The organism is Rhizobium johnstonii 3841 (assembly GCF_000009265.1).
In the GTDB taxonomy this organism is placed as follows: domain Bacteria; phylum Pseudomonadota; class Alphaproteobacteria; order Rhizobiales; family Rhizobiaceae; genus Rhizobium; species Rhizobium acaciae.
Genome location: NC_008380.1, coordinates 446,718 through 465,549 on the forward strand (window position 1 = coordinate 446,718; position 18,832 = coordinate 465,549).

Here is an 18,832-nt window from a genome sequence, read left to right on the forward strand (position 1 = left end):
CTCGAGCGCGCCTCCTGAACATGAGATCAAGTTGAGTAACAAGCTTGTTGTTCTAGCCATCGTGGTCGCCAGCTGTTTCGCTTATACGAAATTGATGGCTAGGGTCGTGGCGACCAGGGGCTCTAGCTCGCGAAGCGGCCGGCGTCGGCGCCGTAATAATTCAGGTAACGGTCCGAAATGCTGGTGATCGGCAGCACGATCAGCACGTCGGTCGTGTTGAAGGCATGATCGACGACCGCGCTGGAGCCGACCATCGCACCGAGGCGCAGATAGCCCTTGATCAGCGGCGGCAGGGCCATCAGAGCCCGCTTCGGGTTGATGGCCTCGACCGGCATCAGGTCCATGTTGCGGGCCAGATGCGGCAGGGCGCCGACGGCCCATTCGTTTTTCGCCAGCACATTGTGGTAGAGGAAGGACAGCGCCAGCGCGTGGCTTTCGGCATAGACGCCGGGGAAAGAGGCACAGCCGAACATGGCGCTGACGCCGTGCTTCAGCGCGTAGGCCCAGTTGCCCTGCCACAGCAGCTCGACGGTGCGCTTGGTGCGGTATTCCGGCAGCACGCAGGAGCGGCCGAGCTCCATGAAGCGCTTGTCCGGATGTTTGGCGATAAGGCCCTCGATTTCGAATTCGGAAGCCGAGTAAAAACCGCCATTGGCGATGGCGACATCCTGACGCAGCAGACGGTAGGTGCCGACGATCTGGTCTTCCGGGTCGCCCTCGATCGAGCGGTCGAGAACGAGAAGATGATCGCAGACAGCGTCATAGGCGTCGACATCGCGCTGGCGGCGCATGGCGTCCAGCGGCAGCTGCGCCTTCATTTCGTCGACGAAAACGCGGTAGCGCACGGCCTGGGCGGCATCGATCTCGCGTGCCGTGCGGGCAAGGCGGGTCTCCAGATTGCCGATGCGGCCGAGGATATCGCCGTCCTTCTGCACGGCAGCCGTCGAGGGCCGTGCAGCCTCCGCCGTGGTGTCACGATTCAGGATGTCGATGGCGGACATGACGATTCTCCCGTTGCCGGCTTATCGACGCCATAAAACACTTCTCTACGACAGGAAAGTGACATTTTGAATTTCCAGCCGCAAGAAGCGTGCCGGTTTCTGAGGAGCTCACCGCGCCTCTGCCCGACGGGCGGAAAGGGCGGCGACCGCCTGAACTTCGGTCAGCAGCCGCACCGGATCGACCGGCTTTATCATGACGCGGTTGGCGCCGTTGAGCAAGACTTGGCGGCGCGATTCGTCGCTCTTGTCGGCAGTCAGCACGATCACCGGCACCGAGGCGAGATCGAGCCGTCGCTCGTGGCCGCGCAGGCGTCCCAGCATGTCGATGCCGTTGCCGCCAGGCATCGAGAGATCGCTGATGATGATATCGGGCCGGTCATTGGCCTCGCAGAGCGCATAGTCGAGCAGGGTCTCGAAATCCTCGACATGGCGCACCTTGTGCCCGCCCTTTTCCAGGACGACACGCACCAGCATGGCATTGATCGGATCGTCTTCACCGAGCAGGATGCTGAGCCCGCGGGTGGCAACCATTGTCTCCGTCACCGAAAGGCCGAAGCCCGGCTGGTTGTCGTTCAACGCGTCGCGCTTCTCCATGCCGCGCATGCGACCGCGCAGTACGTCGATCAGCGACTGTTCGCGCAGCGGCCGGATCAGCCAGGCATCGAAGAGGTCGAGCGGATGGGCGCTGCGCTCTTCCGGATTGACGAGCAGGACCTTGCGCAGGCCAAGTGCGGCGATGTCGGCGCGATCGGCAAGATGGGCGGAAAATTCCGCCGACATGCGATGGTCGATGATGATGTCGGTCGGCCGCCGTCCGCCCTTTGCCAGCTCGAGCAGTGTTGCCCGCGCCGTCTCGCCGTCGCCGACGAGATGGCAGAGGCCGCCGAGCGCAGTGATCGTTTCGGCGATGGCAGTGCGCGCCGCACCTGCCGGCGCCAGCAGTACGACGCTGTTGCCGGCAAGCAGCGTGTTTCGCCGGTCGGGGCGCTCGCTGCCGATATCGACAGGAAAGCGGATGGTGAATTCGCTGCCTCTGCCCTTTTCGCTGGCAACCGTCAGCGCGCCGTTGAATTCGCGCATGATGCGGGCGGAGATGGCAAGGCCGAGCCCGGTGCCGCTGCTCTTGTCGGTAACGCTCCCGCCCTGCTCGAACTCGCCGAAGACGCGCGCCTGCTCCTCCGCCGTCATGCCGGGGCCGCTGTCGGTCACGGTGATCGACAGGTCGTCGCCGTCGAGCGACACGCGGATGAAGACGCCGCCGACCTGGGTGAATTTCACGGCGTTGCCGATAACGTTGAACAGAACCTGGCGCAGCCGCGCCGGGTCGAAGCTCATATTTTCGGGCACGTCGGATGACACGGTGGCGCCGATCTCGATACCCTTTTCATGCGCCCGGTGGGCAAGCATCTCGACGACGCTTTCCAGAAGCTTGCGCAGCGATTCCGAGCGCGGGTGCAGCGCGAAGCGGCCGACCTCGATGGTGGAGAAATCGAGCAGATCCTCGACGAGCTGCGTCAATGCATGGCCGGACTGGCGGATGCTCGCGAGATAGTTCTGCTGTTCCTGCGTCAGCCGCGTCTCGGCGATCAGATGTGTCATGCCAAGGATGCCGGAAAGCGGCGTGCGCACCTCGTGGCTGACGGTGGCAAGCAGCCTCGATTTGGCGGCGCTGTTATACTCGGCCTTCTGGCGGGCCTCCTCCCGGCCCTGCGCGATCAGCCGCTCGTCGGTCACGTCGCGGGCAACGCTCTGCAGCAGCAGACGGCCGTTCGCCGGGTCGCGGGTGACGACATCGCGCCAGAGGAAGATACGCTGGCCCTCCGGTGTCGAGATCTCGACATCGTAGCAATGCGGTATCGGACCGGGGCGGAAAGCAAGCCCGATTTCCTCGCAGGTTTTTCCTTCCGGGCGCAGCCGCCCGGTCAGGCGGCGAAATGTGTCGTTGGCGGAGATGATGCGCCGGTCCATGGTGCGGCTGACCGTGATGTCGCCGAGCACGTCGTGCACGTCGGCGAACAGCTTTGCGCCGCCGTTCCCATCCGGCATGGTTTGACCGGGGCGCTGCCCGGCCCTGCGCGAGCGAACCATCAGCAGGGCATAACTGGCGATGACGGCAAGCCCAAGAACGACGAGACCGCCAGAAAGCAGCAGCGGATCGCCGGCATGGGCTAGCAGCATCAGGATTGTTGCGGCCAGAAGGCCGGCGCCGCCCAGCCAGTAGAACAGCAGGCGCCGTGTCGGTGCAGGCCCGCCCTGGCGGTCATCGGCGCCCCGGGGTGCCGCTGCGTTGGGCCGTGGGGAAAAGACCTCCATCCGCTTCTCAAGCGGCTTGGCGGCGGGTCCACCGAAGGCGGCGGACAATCTTTCCTGCAACTGTCCCAGGTTCTGCATGCTATCTAGCTAACATGAGGCCCGTTCCGAATGCCTTCAGGATTTCGATAAGATTTTAGCGGCCGGCCTTTTTCGGCAAAAGCAGCTCGTCGAGAATGACGCAGCCGGCCCCGATGGTGATGAAACTGTCGGCGAGATTGAAGACCGCGAAGGACCAGCTCTCGGTGTAGAAAAGAATGTAATCGATCACATGCCCATAGGCGAAGCGGTCGACGAGATTGCCGATCGCACCGGCGATGATCAGCGCATAACCGAGATGGGCGATCCAGCGATCCTTCGCCGTGCGGTACCACAGCCAGATGACGAAGGCGACGATGATGAGCCGCATGCCGACGATGAACCAGCCATCCATGCCTGATAGCATCGAAAAGGCGACGCCGAGATTGTAGGTGCGGTAGAGCGCCAGCATCGGAACGACGGGCACCGCCTCCTGCAGCGGCAGGTAATGATCGACGGCGATCTTGACGGCCTGGTCGATCAGAACGGCGACGACGATGAAGAAGAGGATCGGCGCCGGGCGCGAAAACAGCGCCGGGCGTGCATGCGTCTGTTCGGTCATTTGCCCTCGGCAAGTGAGAGGAGATGGCGGCGCGCCTCGAAAAGCATGACGGCGGTGGCAACGGCGAGGTTCAGTGAATCGGCGCGGCCCTGCTGCGGAATACGGGCAAGCGCGTCGGCCTCCCTGGCCAGCTGCTCGGGCAGGCCGGATTGTTCGTTGCCCATCAACAGCACGACGGGCTTTTTCCGGTAGTCGATCGTCCGGTAATCGACCGCCCCGGCAAGATGTGTCGCGACGACGGAAACGCCGGCCGATTTCCGCCAGGCGATGAATTCCTCTGGCGTCGCCCGCGCGAGCGGAACGGCAAAGACCGAGCCCATGGTTGCCCGCACCGTTTCGAGCGAGAAGGGATCGGTCGTTTCTCCGAGAAGTATGATGCCGGAAGCCCCGGCCGCATCGGCCGTGCGGATGATGGTGCCGAGATTGCCGGGGTCGCGTACCCGATCGAGCGCCACCCATGTCTCGCCCTCGCTCAGTCGGATACCCTTCAGCGGCCTCCAGCGCTGTTCGAAGATGCCGACGACCATCTGCGGATTATCGCGGCGGGTGATCGAGGCGATCACCTTTTCGCTGACCTCGAGCACCAGCCCGCCCGAGGCGACGGTCTTTGCCGCCATCTGCTCCACCAGCGGCTTGCCCTTGGCTGCCTTGGCATAGACCAGCGTGCGGATCGCCCAGCCGAGTTCGATCGCATCGATGACGAGCTTCAGTCCTTCGGCGAGGAAAGTACCGCTTTCCTCGCGCGACTTCTTGTTCGTCAGCGCCTTGATATCCTTGATGATCGGATTGGCGAGCGAGGTGACTTCCTTCACCTGTCCGACCCTGCGCGGTCCCTGATCGTGGAAATCCTTGCTCATTTCGGCACCCAGCGGGAAAAGAGGGAGGTGGAAAGCGCGCGGCCCTGCGTCTTGCCGTCGGTGCCGGCTTCGCGAATCACCAGCTCGCCGGATTCGACTACACCGCCGGCGCCCCGCATCGTCTCGCGCATCAGCTCGTGGATCGAATAGAAGCTGGCGCGGATCGAATAGGCCGTCAGCACCAGGCCGACGGCCTTCGGCGACAGGATCTCGCGGCAGACATCGAGCATCAACGGCAGATGCTCGAAGAGATGCCAGACCTCGCCATTGGGGCCGCGGCCAAATTTCGGCGGATCGGTGAGGATGATATCGTACTGGCTGCCGCGGCGTTCCTCGCGCAGGATGAATTTCATCGCATCCTCGCAGATCCAGCGGATCGGCAGCTTCTCCATGCGTCCGAGCGCCTGGTTTTCCCGCGCCCAGCCAATCGCCTTCTTCGAGGCGTCGACATGGGTGACCTCGGCGCCGGCTGCGGCGGCAACCAGCGAAGCGACGCCGGTATAACCGAAGAGGTTCAGCACTTTCAGCGGCCGGCCGGCCTTTTCGACCTCATCCTTCATCCAGCTCCAGTGGACGATCTGTTCGGGGAAGACGCCGACATGGCGGAAGGAGGTGAAGCGGCCGAGGAAATCGACGCCGAGCAGATTGAGCGGCCAGGTCTCGCCGAGCGCCTCCTTCGGGAAACGCCAGCGGCCGGTGCCTTCCTCGTCGGTGTCGCCGGTGAAGGCGGCATCGACCTTTTCCCAAATATGGCCGGGCAGAGAAGGCCGCCACAGCGCCTGGGCTTCCGGACGGATGATGCGATAGGGGCCGTATTGCTCGAGCTTTTCGCCGTTGCCGCTGTCGATCAGATGGAAATCGCCGGCCCCGAGCGATTCGAGGATGACGGGCACGCGCTCGGTCGGACGCTCGCCGCTGCGTGTCATCAGAGGACGCGCGACGGCGGCAGGCACAGCAGCCTCGCGCACCGCCTCACGGGTTGCCGCAGGCCGCGCGACCGGCTTCGGCGGCCGGCCTGCCCGATCGTCCCTGCGGCTTTCACCGGAAGGACCTGATGTTTTCTTCTGGCCCGGCCGGCCTTCTCTCTGTTTCAACGTGCTCTTCCGCGTCTCTGTCGGGGTGTCTTATCGGATTTGCTTCGGCTGCAGGCCCGCGCGTCTTTTGAAACGCGCAAAGCGCGCTGCGGCACTTTGAATATGCAGTAGCCCAGAAAAGCGGGGCGGATCAACTGCGCTGCCGGTCAGCCCGGGCAAGAGGACAGGGTTTTCCCGGCGCGGCGCCTATTTCAAGCCCTCGGAGGCCTGTATGCGAAGCCAGCTTTCCGCCGCATAGAGGGCTGCCACATGCATCGACTGCATGATGACCGCGCCGGACTGCAACTCGCCGAGGATGGCAGCAAGATCCGCAAACAGCAGCTCGACCTTCTCGCCGGGGTCGAAAGACGGTTCGCCGGCCCGGCTGAGACCAAGCGCCAGCCAGCTCGTCACCATATTGCTCTGGCTGGCGGCATTCGGATAGGAGGTGAGCAGCTTGATGAAGGTCGAGGCTTCATAGCCGGTCTCTTCCCGCAGTTCGCGCCGGGCGGCCGCCATCGCCGCGTCGCCGGTCTTGCTGTCGCCGGGTTCGAGGCTGCCGGCGACCAGACCGAGCACGATCTCGCCGCGGTCGTGCCGATATTCCCGTGTCAGCAGCACGCGCCCGTCAGGCATCACAGGGATGACGTTGATCCAGTCGGGGTAGTCGAGCACATGGAAGGGCGCGACGACAGTTCCATCGGCGGTGATGCAATCGTCGCTCCGGACCCGGATCCAGCGATCTTCATAGGAGATGCGGCTTGCCGTCACGCTCCAGGGCTTCAGTTCGTCGTTCATCGGCCCATCCCCTATGTGTGTCAAATGTGTGCCAGATCGGAACCCGGCAGATAACATTCCGTCCCGCCTTGGCAAAGCGCTTTCCCGCTGGAATAAGATGAGCGAATCGAAGATGGGGCCATCGAATGGATTTCTCCGGCGAAGAACGCATCGCTGCGCCACGGGACGTCGTCTGGACAGCGCTCAACGATCCCGAGATCATGCGCGGCTGCATTCCGGGCTGCCAGAGCATCGAGCGGCTGTCGCTGAGCGCCTTCGAGGCGACGATCAAGGTCAAGGTCAGTCTGCTGTCTGCCACCTTTCATGGGCTGCTGACGCTTTCCAATGTCGATGCGCCGAAGAGCTACACGCTGTCGGCCGAAGGCAAGGGTGGTCTTGCCGGCTTCGCCAGGGGCAGCGCCGATATCGTGCTCGAGGAATGGGGCGTCGAGACGATCCTGCGCTACCGGTCGAAGGCGGAACTCGGCGGCAGGCTCGCTCAATTCGGTGCCCGCCTGCTCGATTCGACCTCGCAGAAGCTCGCCGAAGGGTTCTTTTCGGATTTCAATGCCGCCGTCGTCGCGAAGATGGCGGCCGGTTAGGCTTGGCGCGGGCGAAGGGTTTGTTTAAATCGACGTCATGACGTGGACCATCAGGCCGCCGCGGGCGGAAGACCAGGAAATGCTCGCGGAGATTTATCTTTCCGTGCGCCGCGAAACATTCGTCTGGGTCGATCCCGGCAAGTTCTATCGCGAGGATTTTGCCGCCCATACCAATGGCGAGACAGTCTTCGTCTGCGCGCATGAAAACGGCAGCGTCGCCGGCTTCCTGTCGCTCTGGCCGGAGGACGATTTCATCCACATGCTCTATATCAGCCCCGAATTCCAGGGTCAGGGTGCAGGCACGGCGCTGCTGCACGCCCTGCCGGAATGGCCGCAGCACCGATACCGGCTGAAATGCCTGGTGAAGAACCGGCGGGCAAAGGCGTTTTACCTTGCCCACGGTTTCCACGTGACCGGCAACGGCACCTCGCCGGAGGGCGATTATGAGGAACTGAGCTTTTTTCCGGCTTGACGGCAGCCGAGCCCGAGCCAATCGAATATTGACCAGTTTCACCGCGCCGGCAGCTGCCCGGCGATTTCCTCGGCGCGGTTCTTGTGGCGGTCGGCCTCGCTTTGCCAGCGGATGGCTTCCTTGGCCTCGGTGCGGGCGCGCTTGCGGTGTTTGCCCTGGCTGAACCAGGTGGCGGCCGCCCCGATCAGCATGCCCGCGATCAGCGCGACGACCAGAAAGACGAAGAAGGGCGCTGAAACTGCAAGCACCTGATCTTCCGGCCGGAACGGATTGAAGGCGAGCGTGACGCTCTGCCGGTTGGCGACGCAGAAGACGATGAGGATGACGCCGAGCGGCAGCAGAATCAACAGGTTGACGATCTTCTTGGCCATTTGATGTCTCCACGCGGCAGATTGCGCCGGTCTTTTTGCTGGGCGCGTTTCATGCTTGCAGCGCTATGTAGGACACGCAAAGCACGATGCGTTACCAGAATAGGAAAACGGCCCCCGAGTTCAAGTGCGGTTTCGCCGCAGGCAGCGACGGCTCAATCCTCTTCGTCGGCCTGGCCGGGATTAAGCCGCTCGCGCAGCTCCTTGCCGGTCTTGAAGAAGGGAACCCACTTCTCCTCGACGAAGACGGTATCGCCGGTCCGTGGGTTGCGACCGGAGCGCGAAGGGCGGTTCTTGACCGAAAAGGCGCCAAAGCCGCGCAATTCGACTCGGTTACCCGCAGCCAATGCATCCGTGATCTCGTCGAGAACCGCGTTGACGATATTCTCGACGTCGCGATGATAGAGATGCGGGTTGCGTGCGGCAACAATCTGCACCAATTCGGACTTGATCACTTTCGCCCCCTTAAATTATTGATTTCTTATCAATCGTGGCCAACCTGCCAAACTGAAAGCAGCCCGTCAAGAAGCAACTTTGGGGGCAGGATTCCATTGATATCCTGGGTTTTCATGAGATCATCATAACCGAAGATCGTAATCAACCGAGAAACAGCCCCAGCGAGCAGAAAGGGCGTATTGCTCTTCTTGTCCCAGTCCACCATCGGCAGATCGCTGTCGACGCCGCGTGACGTCAGATAGGCGCGGATCTCTGCCTCGCCCCCGATTGCATCGACGAGTTTCACCTTCAGCGCCTGGCGGCCGGTATAGATCGTGCCGTCGGCCAGTTTCAGCACCTCGTCGCGCGGCAGCTTGCGCCGGTCGGCGACCAGGTCGACGAACCAGTTATAGCTGTCGACCACCATGTTGCGGATCATCGTCTTGGCTTCCTCGCTCGCCTCGTGGAAGGGCGAGGGCTCGGCCTTCAGCGGCGAGGACTTGATCTCCTGCAGCGAAACGCCGATCTTGTCGAGCAGCGGCTGGATCTGCGGATACTGGAAGATGACGCCGATCGAACCGGTGATCGAGCTGTCGCCGGCAATGATCGTATCGCCGGCGGTTGCGATCATGTAGCCGGCGGAGGCGGCAAGCGTGCGCACGTCGGAGACGACAGGCTTCTTGGCAGATATCGCACGGATCGCCTTGAAGATTTTTTCGCCGCCATAGGTCGTGCCGCCGGGCGAGGAGATCGAAATCACCGCTGCCTTCACCTGGTCGCTGGTCTCGACCTTCTTCAACCGCTCGAGAAGCTCGTCGTCATCGACGATCAGCCCGGATATCGTCACATGGGCGATGTGCGGGCGCTGCGTCCCGGCATCGCCGAGGGCGAAGCGGTAGAAGGCGAAACCAAGTGCCACGATGAGGGCCACCGCGATGAGGCGCCAGAAGCCCAGCTTGCGGCGCAACCGCCGGCGATCGGCGATGATCGAACTGTCCATAGAAACCTCCAGCGCTGGCACCGGCTTCGGCATGCCGCCGATCGATCCGGTGAAATAGGGTGGCAGCGGCCCGTACGAATGCCAATTTTCAATGTTTTTCCGTTTTGTTGCTTGTTGCAGAAAAAATTCCATATTGGCAAGCCAATGTAATAATGCGAAACGAACTGTGATTGGCGGCCGGCTTTGTTATCGAGGCGCGGCGATCACCGCACATGGACGAGGCCTATGCTCGATACCCTGAAGAACAACGGACATGCCGCCTATTCAGGGTCCGGCAGGAATGCCTATGGCGATGCCTTGTTCCATTCCGCCCGCGTGCGGCGGCTGAAGATATTGCTGCCGGTGGCGGCCCTCATCATCGCGGCGAGCCTCACCGCGGTGGCGTTGGTCAGCATCTATCTGCCCGAGAATGTCAAGATGGAAGGCGCCAAGATCGAGAACGGCAAGGTCGTGATGGAAAAGCCGGCGATATCAGGACGCAATTCCGACGGCATCAACTATTCGATGCTGGCCGAAAGGGCTCTGCAGGATATCCGCAATCCCAATCTCATCACGCTTGAGACCATCAAGGCCGCCGTGCCGATGAATGACGGCCTGATCGCCCGCGTCGTAGCCTCGACCGCTGATTACAACCGCACCACCGACAACCTGCATATGACGGCCCCCTTCACCCTGGTGCTGAGCAGCGGCCTCAATGCGAATTTTCAGTCCGCAGAGCTCGACATCAAGGGCGGAAACATGCGGAGCGACGACCCCGTCACCATCACCAAGGACAATGCCTCCATTGTTGCGAAGACGCTTCAGATAACCGATAAGGGGCGGGTGATCACATTCGAGGGGAATGTTCGAATGAATGTCGATCCATCCACCATCCATAAACAGGGCACTTAACCAGCCGGGTCATCCATGACAAAAGATTGTCGCATTTCCACTTGCAAGACAGGCATGGCATTCATTGCCGGCGCATTTGCCCTTATTCTGACGGCCTCGGGCGCCGGCGCGCAGCAGGCGACGGCGACGATGCCGGGCATGAAGCTGTCCAACGACCAGCCAATCCAGATCGAAAGCGACAAGCTGGAGATCCGCGACCAGGAACACACCGCGCTCTTCACCGGCAACGTCAAGGTCGTCCAGGGGACGACGACGATGCAGTCCGGCAAGATGACCGTCTATTACAAGGACAAGGCGGCAAAGCCGGCCGCTGACGGCGCGCAGCCCGCAGCGCAGCCGGATCAGTCGGCCTCGCTTGCATCGGGAAGTGCCGATATCGACAAGATCCTGGTGACGGACAAGGTCTTTCTGAGCTCGGGCACGCAGACGGCGACCGCCGATGATGGCAATTTCGACATGGCCTCGCAGACATTCATCCTCACCGCGGATGAGGGGAATAAAGTTATTCTGTCGGACGGGCCGAACGTCTTTACCGGCTGCAAACTGACGGTTCACATGCAGACTGGCCAGGCGGAGCTTGAAAGCTGCGGTGGGCGTGTCCAGATTCAGCTCGATCCGAAATCGCAGCCGAATGCGCAGCAGCAGAAGCAGAACTGAGAAGCCGGCCTCCCACGTGAAATTATCATCGCTATCCACCATGTTCGGCAAGCCCGGGCCACAAGCTGCGGGCGCCGCCGACAAGAGCCGCTATCAGGGAACGCTGATCGCACGGGGTCTGACGAAGACCTATGCGACGCGGCGCGTCGTCAACGGCGTCTCGCTGGTGGTGCGCCGTGGCGAGGCCGTCGGCCTGCTCGGCCCGAACGGCGCCGGCAAGACCACCTGTTTTTACATGATCACCGGCCTGGTGCCGGTCGATGAAGGCACGATCGAGATCGACGGCAACGATGTCACGACCATGCCGATGTACCGCCGCTCGCGCCTCGGCGTCGGTTACCTGCCGCAGGAAGCCTCGATCTTCCGCGGCCTGACGGTGGAAGAGAATATCCGCGCTGTCCTCGAAGTGCATGTGAAGGACAAGGCCGAGCGCGAGCAGAAGCTGAACGAGCTGCTGGAAGAATTCCATATCCAGAAGCTGCGCAAAAGTGCCGCCGTCGCCCTGTCCGGCGGTGAGCGCCGCCGCCTCGAAATCGCGCGTGCACTTGCGACCGACCCGACCTTCATGCTGCTCGACGAGCCCTTTGCCGGCGTCGACCCGATCTCGGTCGCCGACATCCAGAATCTCGTTCACCACCTAACGGCACGCGGCATCGGCGTGCTCATCACCGACCACAATGTGCGCGAGACGCTGGGCCTTATCGACCGCGCCTACATCATCCATGCCGGTGAGGTGCTGACCCATGGTCGGGCGAACGACATCGTCAACAATCCGGAAGTGCGCCGGCTCTACCTCGGCGACAATTTCAGCCTCTGACGCCGGATCCGGATGATTTTAGGCCGGATCGGCAGAAATTCACCGTGCCGTCATAGTTCCGCTTGACCAAATACAATAAAAAAGCAATTTTTGGGCCAACTTGGATTTCCGTGGCCTGAAGCCTTGATCGGACGCGGTTTCCCGGAGGAATCGAGGGGAGTTTCGCGTCCGTCATGGCACTGTCCGCCAATCTTTTCCTGCGCCAGACCCAGTCTTTGGTGATGACACCGCAACTGATGCAATCCATCCAGTTGCTGCAGATGACTCATTTCGAACTCAACCAGTTTATCGCCCTGGAAGTGGAGAAGAACCCGCTACTCGAATTTCCGTCGAATGACGGCGAGGCGGGCGGTGAACGCGGCGAAGCCGAAGATGGAGAATATGCTCATCAGCCGGAGGATGCCGGGTCGGACGATGGCTACGACAACCGCACCGAGGCGCTCTCCAGCGACTGGTATGACAATGGCGGCAGCGCCAGTACCAGCCGGCTGAACGACGAACTCGACGCCAATTACACCAATGTCTTTCCTGATGACGGTGCCCCGCAGCGCCTCGATGCGCCGGAGCTCGTCAGCCAGTGGAAGTCGATGCCGGGCAGCGGCGAGGGCGCCGACTATGATCTCGACGATTTCGTCGCCGGCCAAGTGTCGCTGCGTGATCATCTCGCCCAGCAGATCCCCTTCGTCCTGCCTGACATGGCCGACCGGCTGATCGCGCAGAATTTCGTCGACCAGCTCGACGACTGTGGTTATCTGCAGGCCGATATCGTCGAGGCGGGCGAGAGGCTGGGCACGAGCCTCGCACAGGCCGAGCGCGTGCTTGCTACGCTCCAGAGCCTTGATCCGCCGGGTGTTTTCGCCCGTAGCCTCGCCGAATGCCTGGCGATCCAGCTCAGGCAGAAGGACCGATACGACCCGGCCATGCAGGCTCTGGTCGAAAACCTCGAACTGCTGGCCCGGCGCGACTTTGCCACGTTGAAGCGGCTCTGCGGCGTCGACGAGGAAGATCTTCTGGACATGCTCGGCGAGATCCGTCAGCTCAATCCCAAGCCCGGCAGCGGCTTCGAAGCGGGTGTTTCCGAAGCGATCACGCCGGATGTAGTCGTCAGGCACGCCTCGGACGGCGGCTGGCTGGTCGAGCTCAATCCGGATACGCTGCCGCGCGTGCTGGTCAACCAGTCCTATTTTTCCCGTGTGACGAAGAACGGCGAGGACCACGCCTTCCTCTCCGATTGCCTGCAGAGCGCCAACTGGCTGACCCGCAGCCTCGACCAGCGGGCAAAAACCATCATGAAGGTGGCAAGCGAAATCGTCCGCCAGCAGGACGCCTTCCTGCTGCACGGCGTCGATCACCTGCGCCCGCTGAACCTGAAAACGGTCGCCGAGGCAATCAAGATGCATGAATCCACCGTCAGCCGCGTCACGTCGAACAAATATATGCTGACGCCGCGCGGCCTCTTCGAACTCAAATATTTCTTCACCGTCTCGATCAGCGCCGTCGCCGGCGGCGACAGCCATTCGGCCGAGGCCGTGCGTCACAAGATCCGCGCGCTGATCCTGCAGGAGAGCCCGGAGGCGGTGCTTTCCGACGACGATATCGTCGACATGCTGAAGAAGGGCGGCGTCGATCTCGCCCGCCGCACCGTTGCGAAATACCGGGAGGCAATGAACATCGCCTCGTCGGTCCAGCGCCGCCGCGAGAAGCGGGCGCTCGCCAAGGTCGCGGGCTTCTGACGCAGCAATGCTTCGACCTCGATCGAAGCATCTTGTCCGCAAATCCCGCTATTCCTCTCCAGCGCCCCAGCGTCTTTTCAGACGCGCAATGGCGCTGCAACCCTTTGAATTGTCTTCAACGAATATCGAAATGCCGACCATGACGCCGCAAAATTCCAGCCTTGCCAGAGAGCTTTTCCTGCTGCTGGTGCTGGCGACCCTCTGGGGTTCCTCCTACAGCTTCATCAAGATCGGCGTCGAGACGATCCCGCCGATAACGTTGATCGCCGCCCGCACGCTGATTGCCGGGGGCATTCTGCTGGCCGTCCTGCACCACCGGCGTGTCCGTCTGCCGCGCGATCGTGCCACCTGGCGGCGGTTTTTCGTTCAGGCCTGCCTGAACAGCGTCGTCCCCTTCACGCTAATCGCCTGGGCGGAACAGTCCGTCGATGCCGGATTGGCGGTCATCCTGAATTCGGCAACGCCGATTTTCACCTTCCTGCTGGCGGTGCTGATCACCCACCATGAGCAGGTGACGCTGCGAAGGCTTTTCGGCGTCATGGCCGGGCTTGCCGGCATCTGCCTCGTCATCGGCGTCGAGGCGCTCAGTGGTCTCGGTGAAAACCTGACGGCGCAGCTTGCCATCATCCTGGCGACCATCTGTTATGCAGGTGCCGCGATTTTCAGCAAGAATTTCAAGGGGCTCGATCCGGCAGTGCCGGCGGCCGGCTCGTTGATCTCAGGCGCGGTCATTCTCTTGCCGACGAGCCTCGTCGTCGATCGGCCGTGGGAACTCGATCCTTCGGCGGCATCGATGCTGGCGCTGCTGGCCCTCTCCGCCTTTTCGACGGCGCTTGCCTTTGTGATCTATTTCCGTCTCGTCCAGACGCTGGGTTCGGTCGGAACCACCGCGCAAGCCTATCTCAGAGTGCCGATCGGTGTGGCGATCGGCATCGTCTTCCTCGGCGAAAGGCTGAGCCCGACGGCCTGGATCGGACTCATCTGCGTCATATCAGGTGTCGCCGCCATGACGATCCCTGCAAGAAGGGGCGCAACGCAAGCGCGAAACGCGTAAAGTTGATGGACTGGCGACCGGCGACATGCTTTGGCCGACAAGGTATCCGCCACACGTTGACCGCGTGCCGCCGAGGGTGATTCGGCGCCCTATTGACTTTTCGGTACGCTCTGGCTAGAAGCCCGCCGCAATCGATGCCGTGAACGGCGTCTGGAGTTATCCCCAGCATCAGAAGGGCACCAAGGACCCGCAGGCCTAAGCCGATCTTGCTTGAGATTGTGCGAAGTGCTTGGATGAACCCGAGGCTTGGCGTAAACTGATACCCGCAAACGACCATAAGAAGGGAAACTCCATGAGTGTGCGTGTATCCGGGAAACATATGGAAATTGGTGAATCGTTCCGTCAAAAGATCGAGGACCAAATTGGTATGGCCATCACGAAATACTTCGACGGGGGATATTCCGGCCAGGTGACCGTGGAAAAGGCGAGTTCTCGTTACTCGGCGGATTGCAAGCTGCATCTCGACAGCGGGGTGGTGCTGCATGCGGCCGGCGAGGCGACCGACCCGCAATTGGCTTTCGACGCGGCTTCCCAGCGGATCGAAAAGCGGCTGCGGCGATACAAGCGCAAGCTGAAGGACCATCACGCCGGAAGCCATCTGAATGGTTTTGCAGAGGTCTCCTACACGGTTATGGATTCCGTTCCTGATCACGATGATGAAATCGCCGACGATTTCGCTCCGGCGATCGTCGCAGAAAGCACGAAGCAGCTGAAGACCATGTCGGTCGCCACCGCAGTGATGGCGCTCGACATGACCGACGAGCCGCTTCTCCTGTTCCGCAGCCCCGGCAAGGAACATCTGAACATCGTTTACCGTCGGCACGACGGAAATATTGGCTGGATCGATTCAGCCAGTATCAAAGGCTGAGATCAGCGTGGTGAGCGGCGGTGTTGCCGCCGCTCCTTGCATTTGATCCCGGCGACAGAAGGAAAAAGAAATGGCATTGGCAGATTTGCTCCATCAGGATGCGATCATTCCCGCCCTCAGAGTAAATTCCAAGAAACAGTTGCTTCAGGAATTGGCTGCAAGAGCCGCCAGGATCACCGGGCTTTCCGAACGGGAGATCTTCGACGTCATCCTGCAGCGCGAACGCCTGGGCTCGACCGGCGTCGGCAACGGCATCGCCATTCCCCACGGCAAGCTGGGAAATATCCATTCGATCGTCGGCATCTTCGCCCGGCTGGAGCAGCCGGTCGATTTCGAGGCGCTGGACGACCAGCCCGTCGATCTCGTGTTCTTGCTGCTTGCGCCGGAGGGCGCGGGCGCTGATCATCTCAAGGCTCTGTCGCGTATCGCCCGCGTGCTGCGCGATCACGATCTGGTCGCCAAGCTGCGCGCCACCGAATCCGCCTCGGCGATCTACGCCTTCCTCAACGAAGAGCAGACGTCGAACGCTGCCTGACGCGCGTGGCGCGATAACGCATTAATTCTCGAATGCAAAAGGCGCCTGATCTCCCAGGCGCCTTTTGCATTATGAAGGGCTGAACGATCAGAACTCTTCCCAGCTGTCCTGCGCCACGGCAGCGGATCCGCGCGACGGGGCAGCCGCGCGGCGGACCGCCGGGGCGGCCGCGCGATGCGAAGGGGCTGAAGTCGACGGTGCCCTCATCCTTTGCGCGACGGAGGCAAGGGCTGCGGCGTTGCCCGAACCCGAGACGTTGAAGCGCGTGGCGAGCGCCTTCAGCGTCTGTGCCTCGTCGTTGAGTGCGACGCTGGCAGCGGTCGCTTCCTCTACCATGGCCGCATTCTGCTGCGTCACCTGGTCCATCTGGTTCATGGCCTGGTTGATTTCCTTCAGGCCGACAGCCTGTTCGCTGGCCGATGCCGAGATCTGCCGGATGAGGTCGTTGATGCCCATCACCTGTTCGGCGATCTTGTGCAGCGTGCCGCCGGCGCGCCCGACGAGATCGACGCCTTCCTTGACCTGGACGGCCGAGGTGTTGATCAGCGTCTTGATCTCCTTGGCGGCATTGGCCGAACGCTGTGCGAGTTCACGCACCTCCTGGGCGACGACGGCAAAACCTTTGCCGGCTTCCCCGGCACGGGCCGCCTCGACGCCGGCATTCAATGCCAGCAGGTTGGTCTGGAAGGCGATCTCGTCGATGACGCCGATGATCCGCGAAACCTCCGTCGAGGACTGTTCGATCCCTTGCATCGAGGCGATCGCCTTCTGCACCACTTCGCCGGATTTTTCGGCGTCCTGGCAGGCGAGGTTGACGTTATCGGCCGCCGTGCGCGCATTCTCGGCGCTGGAATCGACTTGCGCAGTGAGTTCGTTGAGCGCGGCCGCCGTCTCTTCCAGGCTGGCAGCCTGCTGCTCGGTGCGCTTGGCGAGGTCGGAAGCGCTGTTGCTGATTTCACCGGTGCCTGAGCCGATATTGGCGACGCTGAGGTTCATCGTGTTGATGGTCTCTTCGAGGCTGGCGAGCGCGGCGTTGAAATCCTGCTTCAGCTTGCCGTATTCGCCGGGGAACTCGTCGGTGATGCGGTGGCTGAGATTGCCCTGCGACAGTTCGGAAAGGCCGGCGCCGACGATCGAGACGATATGGCGCTGCAGCGACACCGATTCCTGGCGCTCCGATTCCGAGCGGCTGCGCTCGGTCTCGGCCGCCTGCCTCTGGTCTGCGGCCTCGTCCTCGAGGCGGCGGCTGTCGGCGAGGGTGAAGCGGAAGCCTTCGAGCGCCTTGGCGACCGAACCGACTTCGTCGCTGCGGTCCTGGGCGGCGACCGGTTCGCCATACTCGCCGTCGCTCAACGCCTTGACGCTGGCGACCAGCCCGTCGAGCGGCCGCTGCACGAAAGAGCGGACGGCGAAATAGAGCGCCAGCATGACTGCGCCAAGCACGATCAGCCCGTTGACGATCATCATGTAGGTCTGGTCCCGCACCGGCGCGTTGATTGCCGTGTGCGGCACGTCGACGAGCACGACCCAGGTGGCGTTGACGCCGGGAACTGCGAATGGATAAACGACGCGATCGAAGGGATCGAGGCCATCATAGGTGAGGTTCCTGACCAGACCGGGCTGTTTGCTCGACAGCGCCGACTTGACGATGTCGGCGCCCTCGCCGTCATATTCCTTGGTCATCAGCTCGGGGATCGGCGCGACGATCCAGTTGCCGGCCTGCGACAGCAGCGTGACGCGGCCCGAACCGAAAGGATGCAGCGCCTGCAGCTTGTCGGTCAGCGACTTCAGCGAAATGTCGACGCCACCGACGCCGATCATCTTACCATCAGACATGACCGGATAGGCGATCGAGGTCAGCAGCGTCGGCACGTCTGTTCCCTCAGCCATATAGGGCGTGGTGATCGCGCCCTCGCCGCTGTCGGCGGCGAGCTTCCACCATGCGGCGGTATAATCATTGTCGAAGGTCGAATATTGGATGCCGCCGTCCTTGGTCTTCGACCAGTAGGGCGTGAAGGCGCCGTTCTTGTTCGTGCCTTCGTCATTATTGTTGGCGATCTCGGTGCTCTTGCCGTCAAACGCGCCGAGCTGCTCGCAGAACCAGCTGCCGAAGGCGAAGGCATTCTGCTCGAGATTGGCCTTCAGCACGTTGATCATGCCCTTGCGATCGAGCGACTTGCCTTCATGGCCGCGGCCGATGACGCCCGACATGGTGCGCGCGGCGCTGGCGAGTTCGCCGACATTGGCGGCGATATCATTGGCGATCGATTTCGCCTCGAGGTTGGCCTGATCCATCGTCAGCGTCTGGACACGATCACGGGTCTGGCCGATGAGGAAAAAGTTCGAAACGATGAGAACAAGCGCGATGGCGATGCCGGTGATAACGATGAGTTTCGCGGCAAGCGATTTCATGCGAAAAATGAACATGGGGTCCTCAGGCAAGGATGCGCCGAACGGGCATTCTCCGGCGCAGCAGCAAAGGCTTCGCCCCATCATGGGGCAGCCGCCTACAGCGCCGCGCGTCTTTTCGAGATGCGCGAGGGACGCTGCAGCACTTTGAATGGCTGCATAATTTTCCCCTTAGATCGATTCCGATTTAAGGAATGATGCAGTGGATGGCCGGAATCCGAAAGGCGGGAAGGAGCCGGCGGCCACGAGCAACATCGCCGGAGATCTCTTAAATTTGAATGAAACTCGATCGATCGAGACAAGGAAAATCGCCGGAACGCCCTGAATTACAGG

General features: G+C 61.9%; 19 protein-coding genes. 9 read left to right on the top strand and 10 right to left on the bottom strand.

Annotated elements, in window-relative coordinates; genetic code table 11:
- Nucleotides 1-122: 122 nt before the first annotated feature.
- From RL_RS02130 to RL_RS02155, 6 genes are all read right to left on the bottom strand, one after another.
- A complete protein-coding gene (locus RL_RS02130) occupies nt 123-1,001 on the bottom strand; it encodes a GNAT family N-acetyltransferase (RefSeq protein ID WP_011650200.1) in 879 nt (292 codons plus the stop codon).
- A 108-nt stretch (nt 1,002-1,109) separates the two neighbouring features.
- The gene (locus RL_RS02135) at nt 1,110-3,392 is read right to left on the bottom strand and encodes a PAS domain-containing hybrid sensor histidine kinase/response regulator (RefSeq protein ID WP_028740530.1); all 2,283 of its coding nucleotides are present in this window, start codon (nt 3,390-3,392) and stop codon (nt 1,110-1,112) included.
- A 55-nt stretch (nt 3,393-3,447) separates the two neighbouring features.
- Nucleotides 3,448-3,951 carry a signal peptidase II gene (lspA, locus tag RL_RS02140; RefSeq protein WP_011650202.1) on the bottom strand — a complete coding sequence of 168 codons (504 nt, stop codon included), beginning with the start codon at nt 3,949-3,951 and terminating at the stop codon, nt 3,448-3,450.
- Nucleotides 3,948-4,808 carry a TrmH family RNA methyltransferase gene (locus tag RL_RS02145; RefSeq protein WP_028740529.1) on the bottom strand — a complete coding sequence of 287 codons (861 nt, stop codon included), beginning with the start codon at nt 4,806-4,808 and terminating at the stop codon, nt 3,948-3,950. Before RL_RS02145 ends, lspA begins: the two co-directional genes overlap by 4 nt.
- Complete coding sequence (locus tag RL_RS02150) at nt 4,805-5,902, bottom strand: class I SAM-dependent methyltransferase (RefSeq protein WP_011650204.1); 1,098 nt, start codon at nt 5,900-5,902, stop codon at nt 4,805-4,807. The genes RL_RS02145 and RL_RS02150 overlap by 4 nt, the downstream gene beginning before the upstream one ends.
- A 186-nt stretch (nt 5,903-6,088) precedes the next feature.
- A complete protein-coding gene (locus tag RL_RS02155; protein ID WP_011650205.1) occupies nt 6,089-6,736 on the bottom strand; it encodes an NUDIX hydrolase in 648 nt (215 codons plus the stop codon).
- Nucleotides 6,737-6,804: 68 nt separating this feature from the next.
- Between RL_RS02155 and RL_RS02160 the strand changes: the two genes are divergently transcribed.
- Together RL_RS02160 and RL_RS02165 are read left to right on the top strand one after the other, a co-directional pair.
- Nucleotides 6,805-7,260, top strand: a complete 456-nt coding sequence (locus RL_RS02160) for a CoxG family protein (protein WP_011650206.1) — start codon at nt 6,805-6,807, stop codon at nt 7,258-7,260.
- Nucleotides 7,261-7,297: 37 nt separating this feature from the next.
- The gene (locus RL_RS02165; RefSeq protein WP_011650207.1) at nt 7,298-7,732 is read left to right on the top strand and encodes a GNAT family N-acetyltransferase; all 435 of its coding nucleotides are present in this window, start codon (nt 7,298-7,300) and stop codon (nt 7,730-7,732) included.
- Between the two features lie 38 nt (nt 7,733-7,770).
- Here the strand turns inward: RL_RS02165 and RL_RS02170 are convergent, their stop codons facing one another.
- The 3 genes from RL_RS02170 to sppA all read right to left on the bottom strand — a co-directional run bounded on the left by RL_RS02170 (nt 7,771) and on the right by sppA (nt 9,535).
- Entirely contained in the window at nt 7,771-8,103 is a 333-nt protein-coding gene (locus RL_RS02170; protein ID WP_003544923.1) for a LapA family protein, read from the bottom strand.
- A gap of 152 nt (nt 8,104-8,255) precedes the next feature.
- A complete protein-coding gene (locus tag RL_RS02175; protein WP_003544934.1) occupies nt 8,256-8,555 on the bottom strand; it encodes an integration host factor subunit beta in 300 nt (99 codons plus the stop codon).
- A gap of 29 nt (nt 8,556-8,584) precedes the next feature.
- A complete protein-coding gene (gene sppA, locus RL_RS02180; protein ID WP_028740526.1) occupies nt 8,585-9,535 on the bottom strand; it encodes a signal peptide peptidase SppA in 951 nt (316 codons plus the stop codon).
- A gap of 225 nt (nt 9,536-9,760) precedes the next feature.
- Between sppA and lptC the strand changes: the two genes are divergently transcribed.
- The 7 genes from lptC (at nt 9,761) to ptsN (ending at nt 16,090) form a co-directional block, all read left to right on the top strand.
- Nucleotides 9,761-10,426, top strand: a complete 666-nt coding sequence (gene lptC / locus RL_RS02185; protein WP_011650209.1) for an LPS export ABC transporter periplasmic protein LptC — start codon at nt 9,761-9,763, stop codon at nt 10,424-10,426.
- Nucleotides 10,427-10,441: 15 nt separating this feature from the next.
- Nucleotides 10,442-11,083 carry an LptA/OstA family protein gene (locus RL_RS02190; RefSeq protein WP_011650210.1) on the top strand — a complete coding sequence of 214 codons (642 nt, stop codon included), beginning with the start codon at nt 10,442-10,444 and terminating at the stop codon, nt 11,081-11,083.
- A 40-nt stretch (nt 11,084-11,123) separates the two neighbouring features.
- A complete protein-coding gene (lptB, locus tag RL_RS02195; protein ID WP_003556077.1) occupies nt 11,124-11,900 on the top strand; it encodes an LPS export ABC transporter ATP-binding protein in 777 nt (258 codons plus the stop codon).
- A gap of 173 nt (nt 11,901-12,073) precedes the next feature.
- Entirely contained in the window at nt 12,074-13,633 is a 1,560-nt protein-coding gene (rpoN, locus tag RL_RS02200; protein WP_011650212.1) for an RNA polymerase factor sigma-54, read from the top strand.
- Between the two features lie 130 nt (nt 13,634-13,763).
- The gene (locus RL_RS02205; protein ID WP_028740525.1) at nt 13,764-14,687 is read left to right on the top strand and encodes a DMT family transporter; all 924 of its coding nucleotides are present in this window, start codon (nt 13,764-13,766) and stop codon (nt 14,685-14,687) included.
- A 292-nt stretch (nt 14,688-14,979) separates the two neighbouring features.
- Nucleotides 14,980-15,555 carry a ribosome hibernation-promoting factor, HPF/YfiA family gene (gene raiA / locus RL_RS02210; RefSeq protein WP_011650214.1) on the top strand — a complete coding sequence of 192 codons (576 nt, stop codon included), beginning with the start codon at nt 14,980-14,982 and terminating at the stop codon, nt 15,553-15,555.
- Between the two features lie 70 nt (nt 15,556-15,625).
- Nucleotides 15,626-16,090 (top strand): PTS IIA-like nitrogen regulatory protein PtsN, encoded by a 465-nt coding sequence (gene ptsN, locus RL_RS02215; protein WP_011650215.1) that lies wholly within the window; start codon nt 15,626-15,628, stop codon nt 16,088-16,090.
- Between the two features lie 87 nt (nt 16,091-16,177).
- Here the strand turns inward: ptsN and RL_RS02220 are convergent, their stop codons facing one another.
- Nucleotides 16,178-18,517, bottom strand: a complete 2,340-nt coding sequence (locus RL_RS02220) for a methyl-accepting chemotaxis protein (RefSeq protein ID WP_028740524.1) — start codon at nt 18,515-18,517, stop codon at nt 16,178-16,180.
- Nucleotides 18,518-18,832 lie beyond the last annotated feature (315 nt).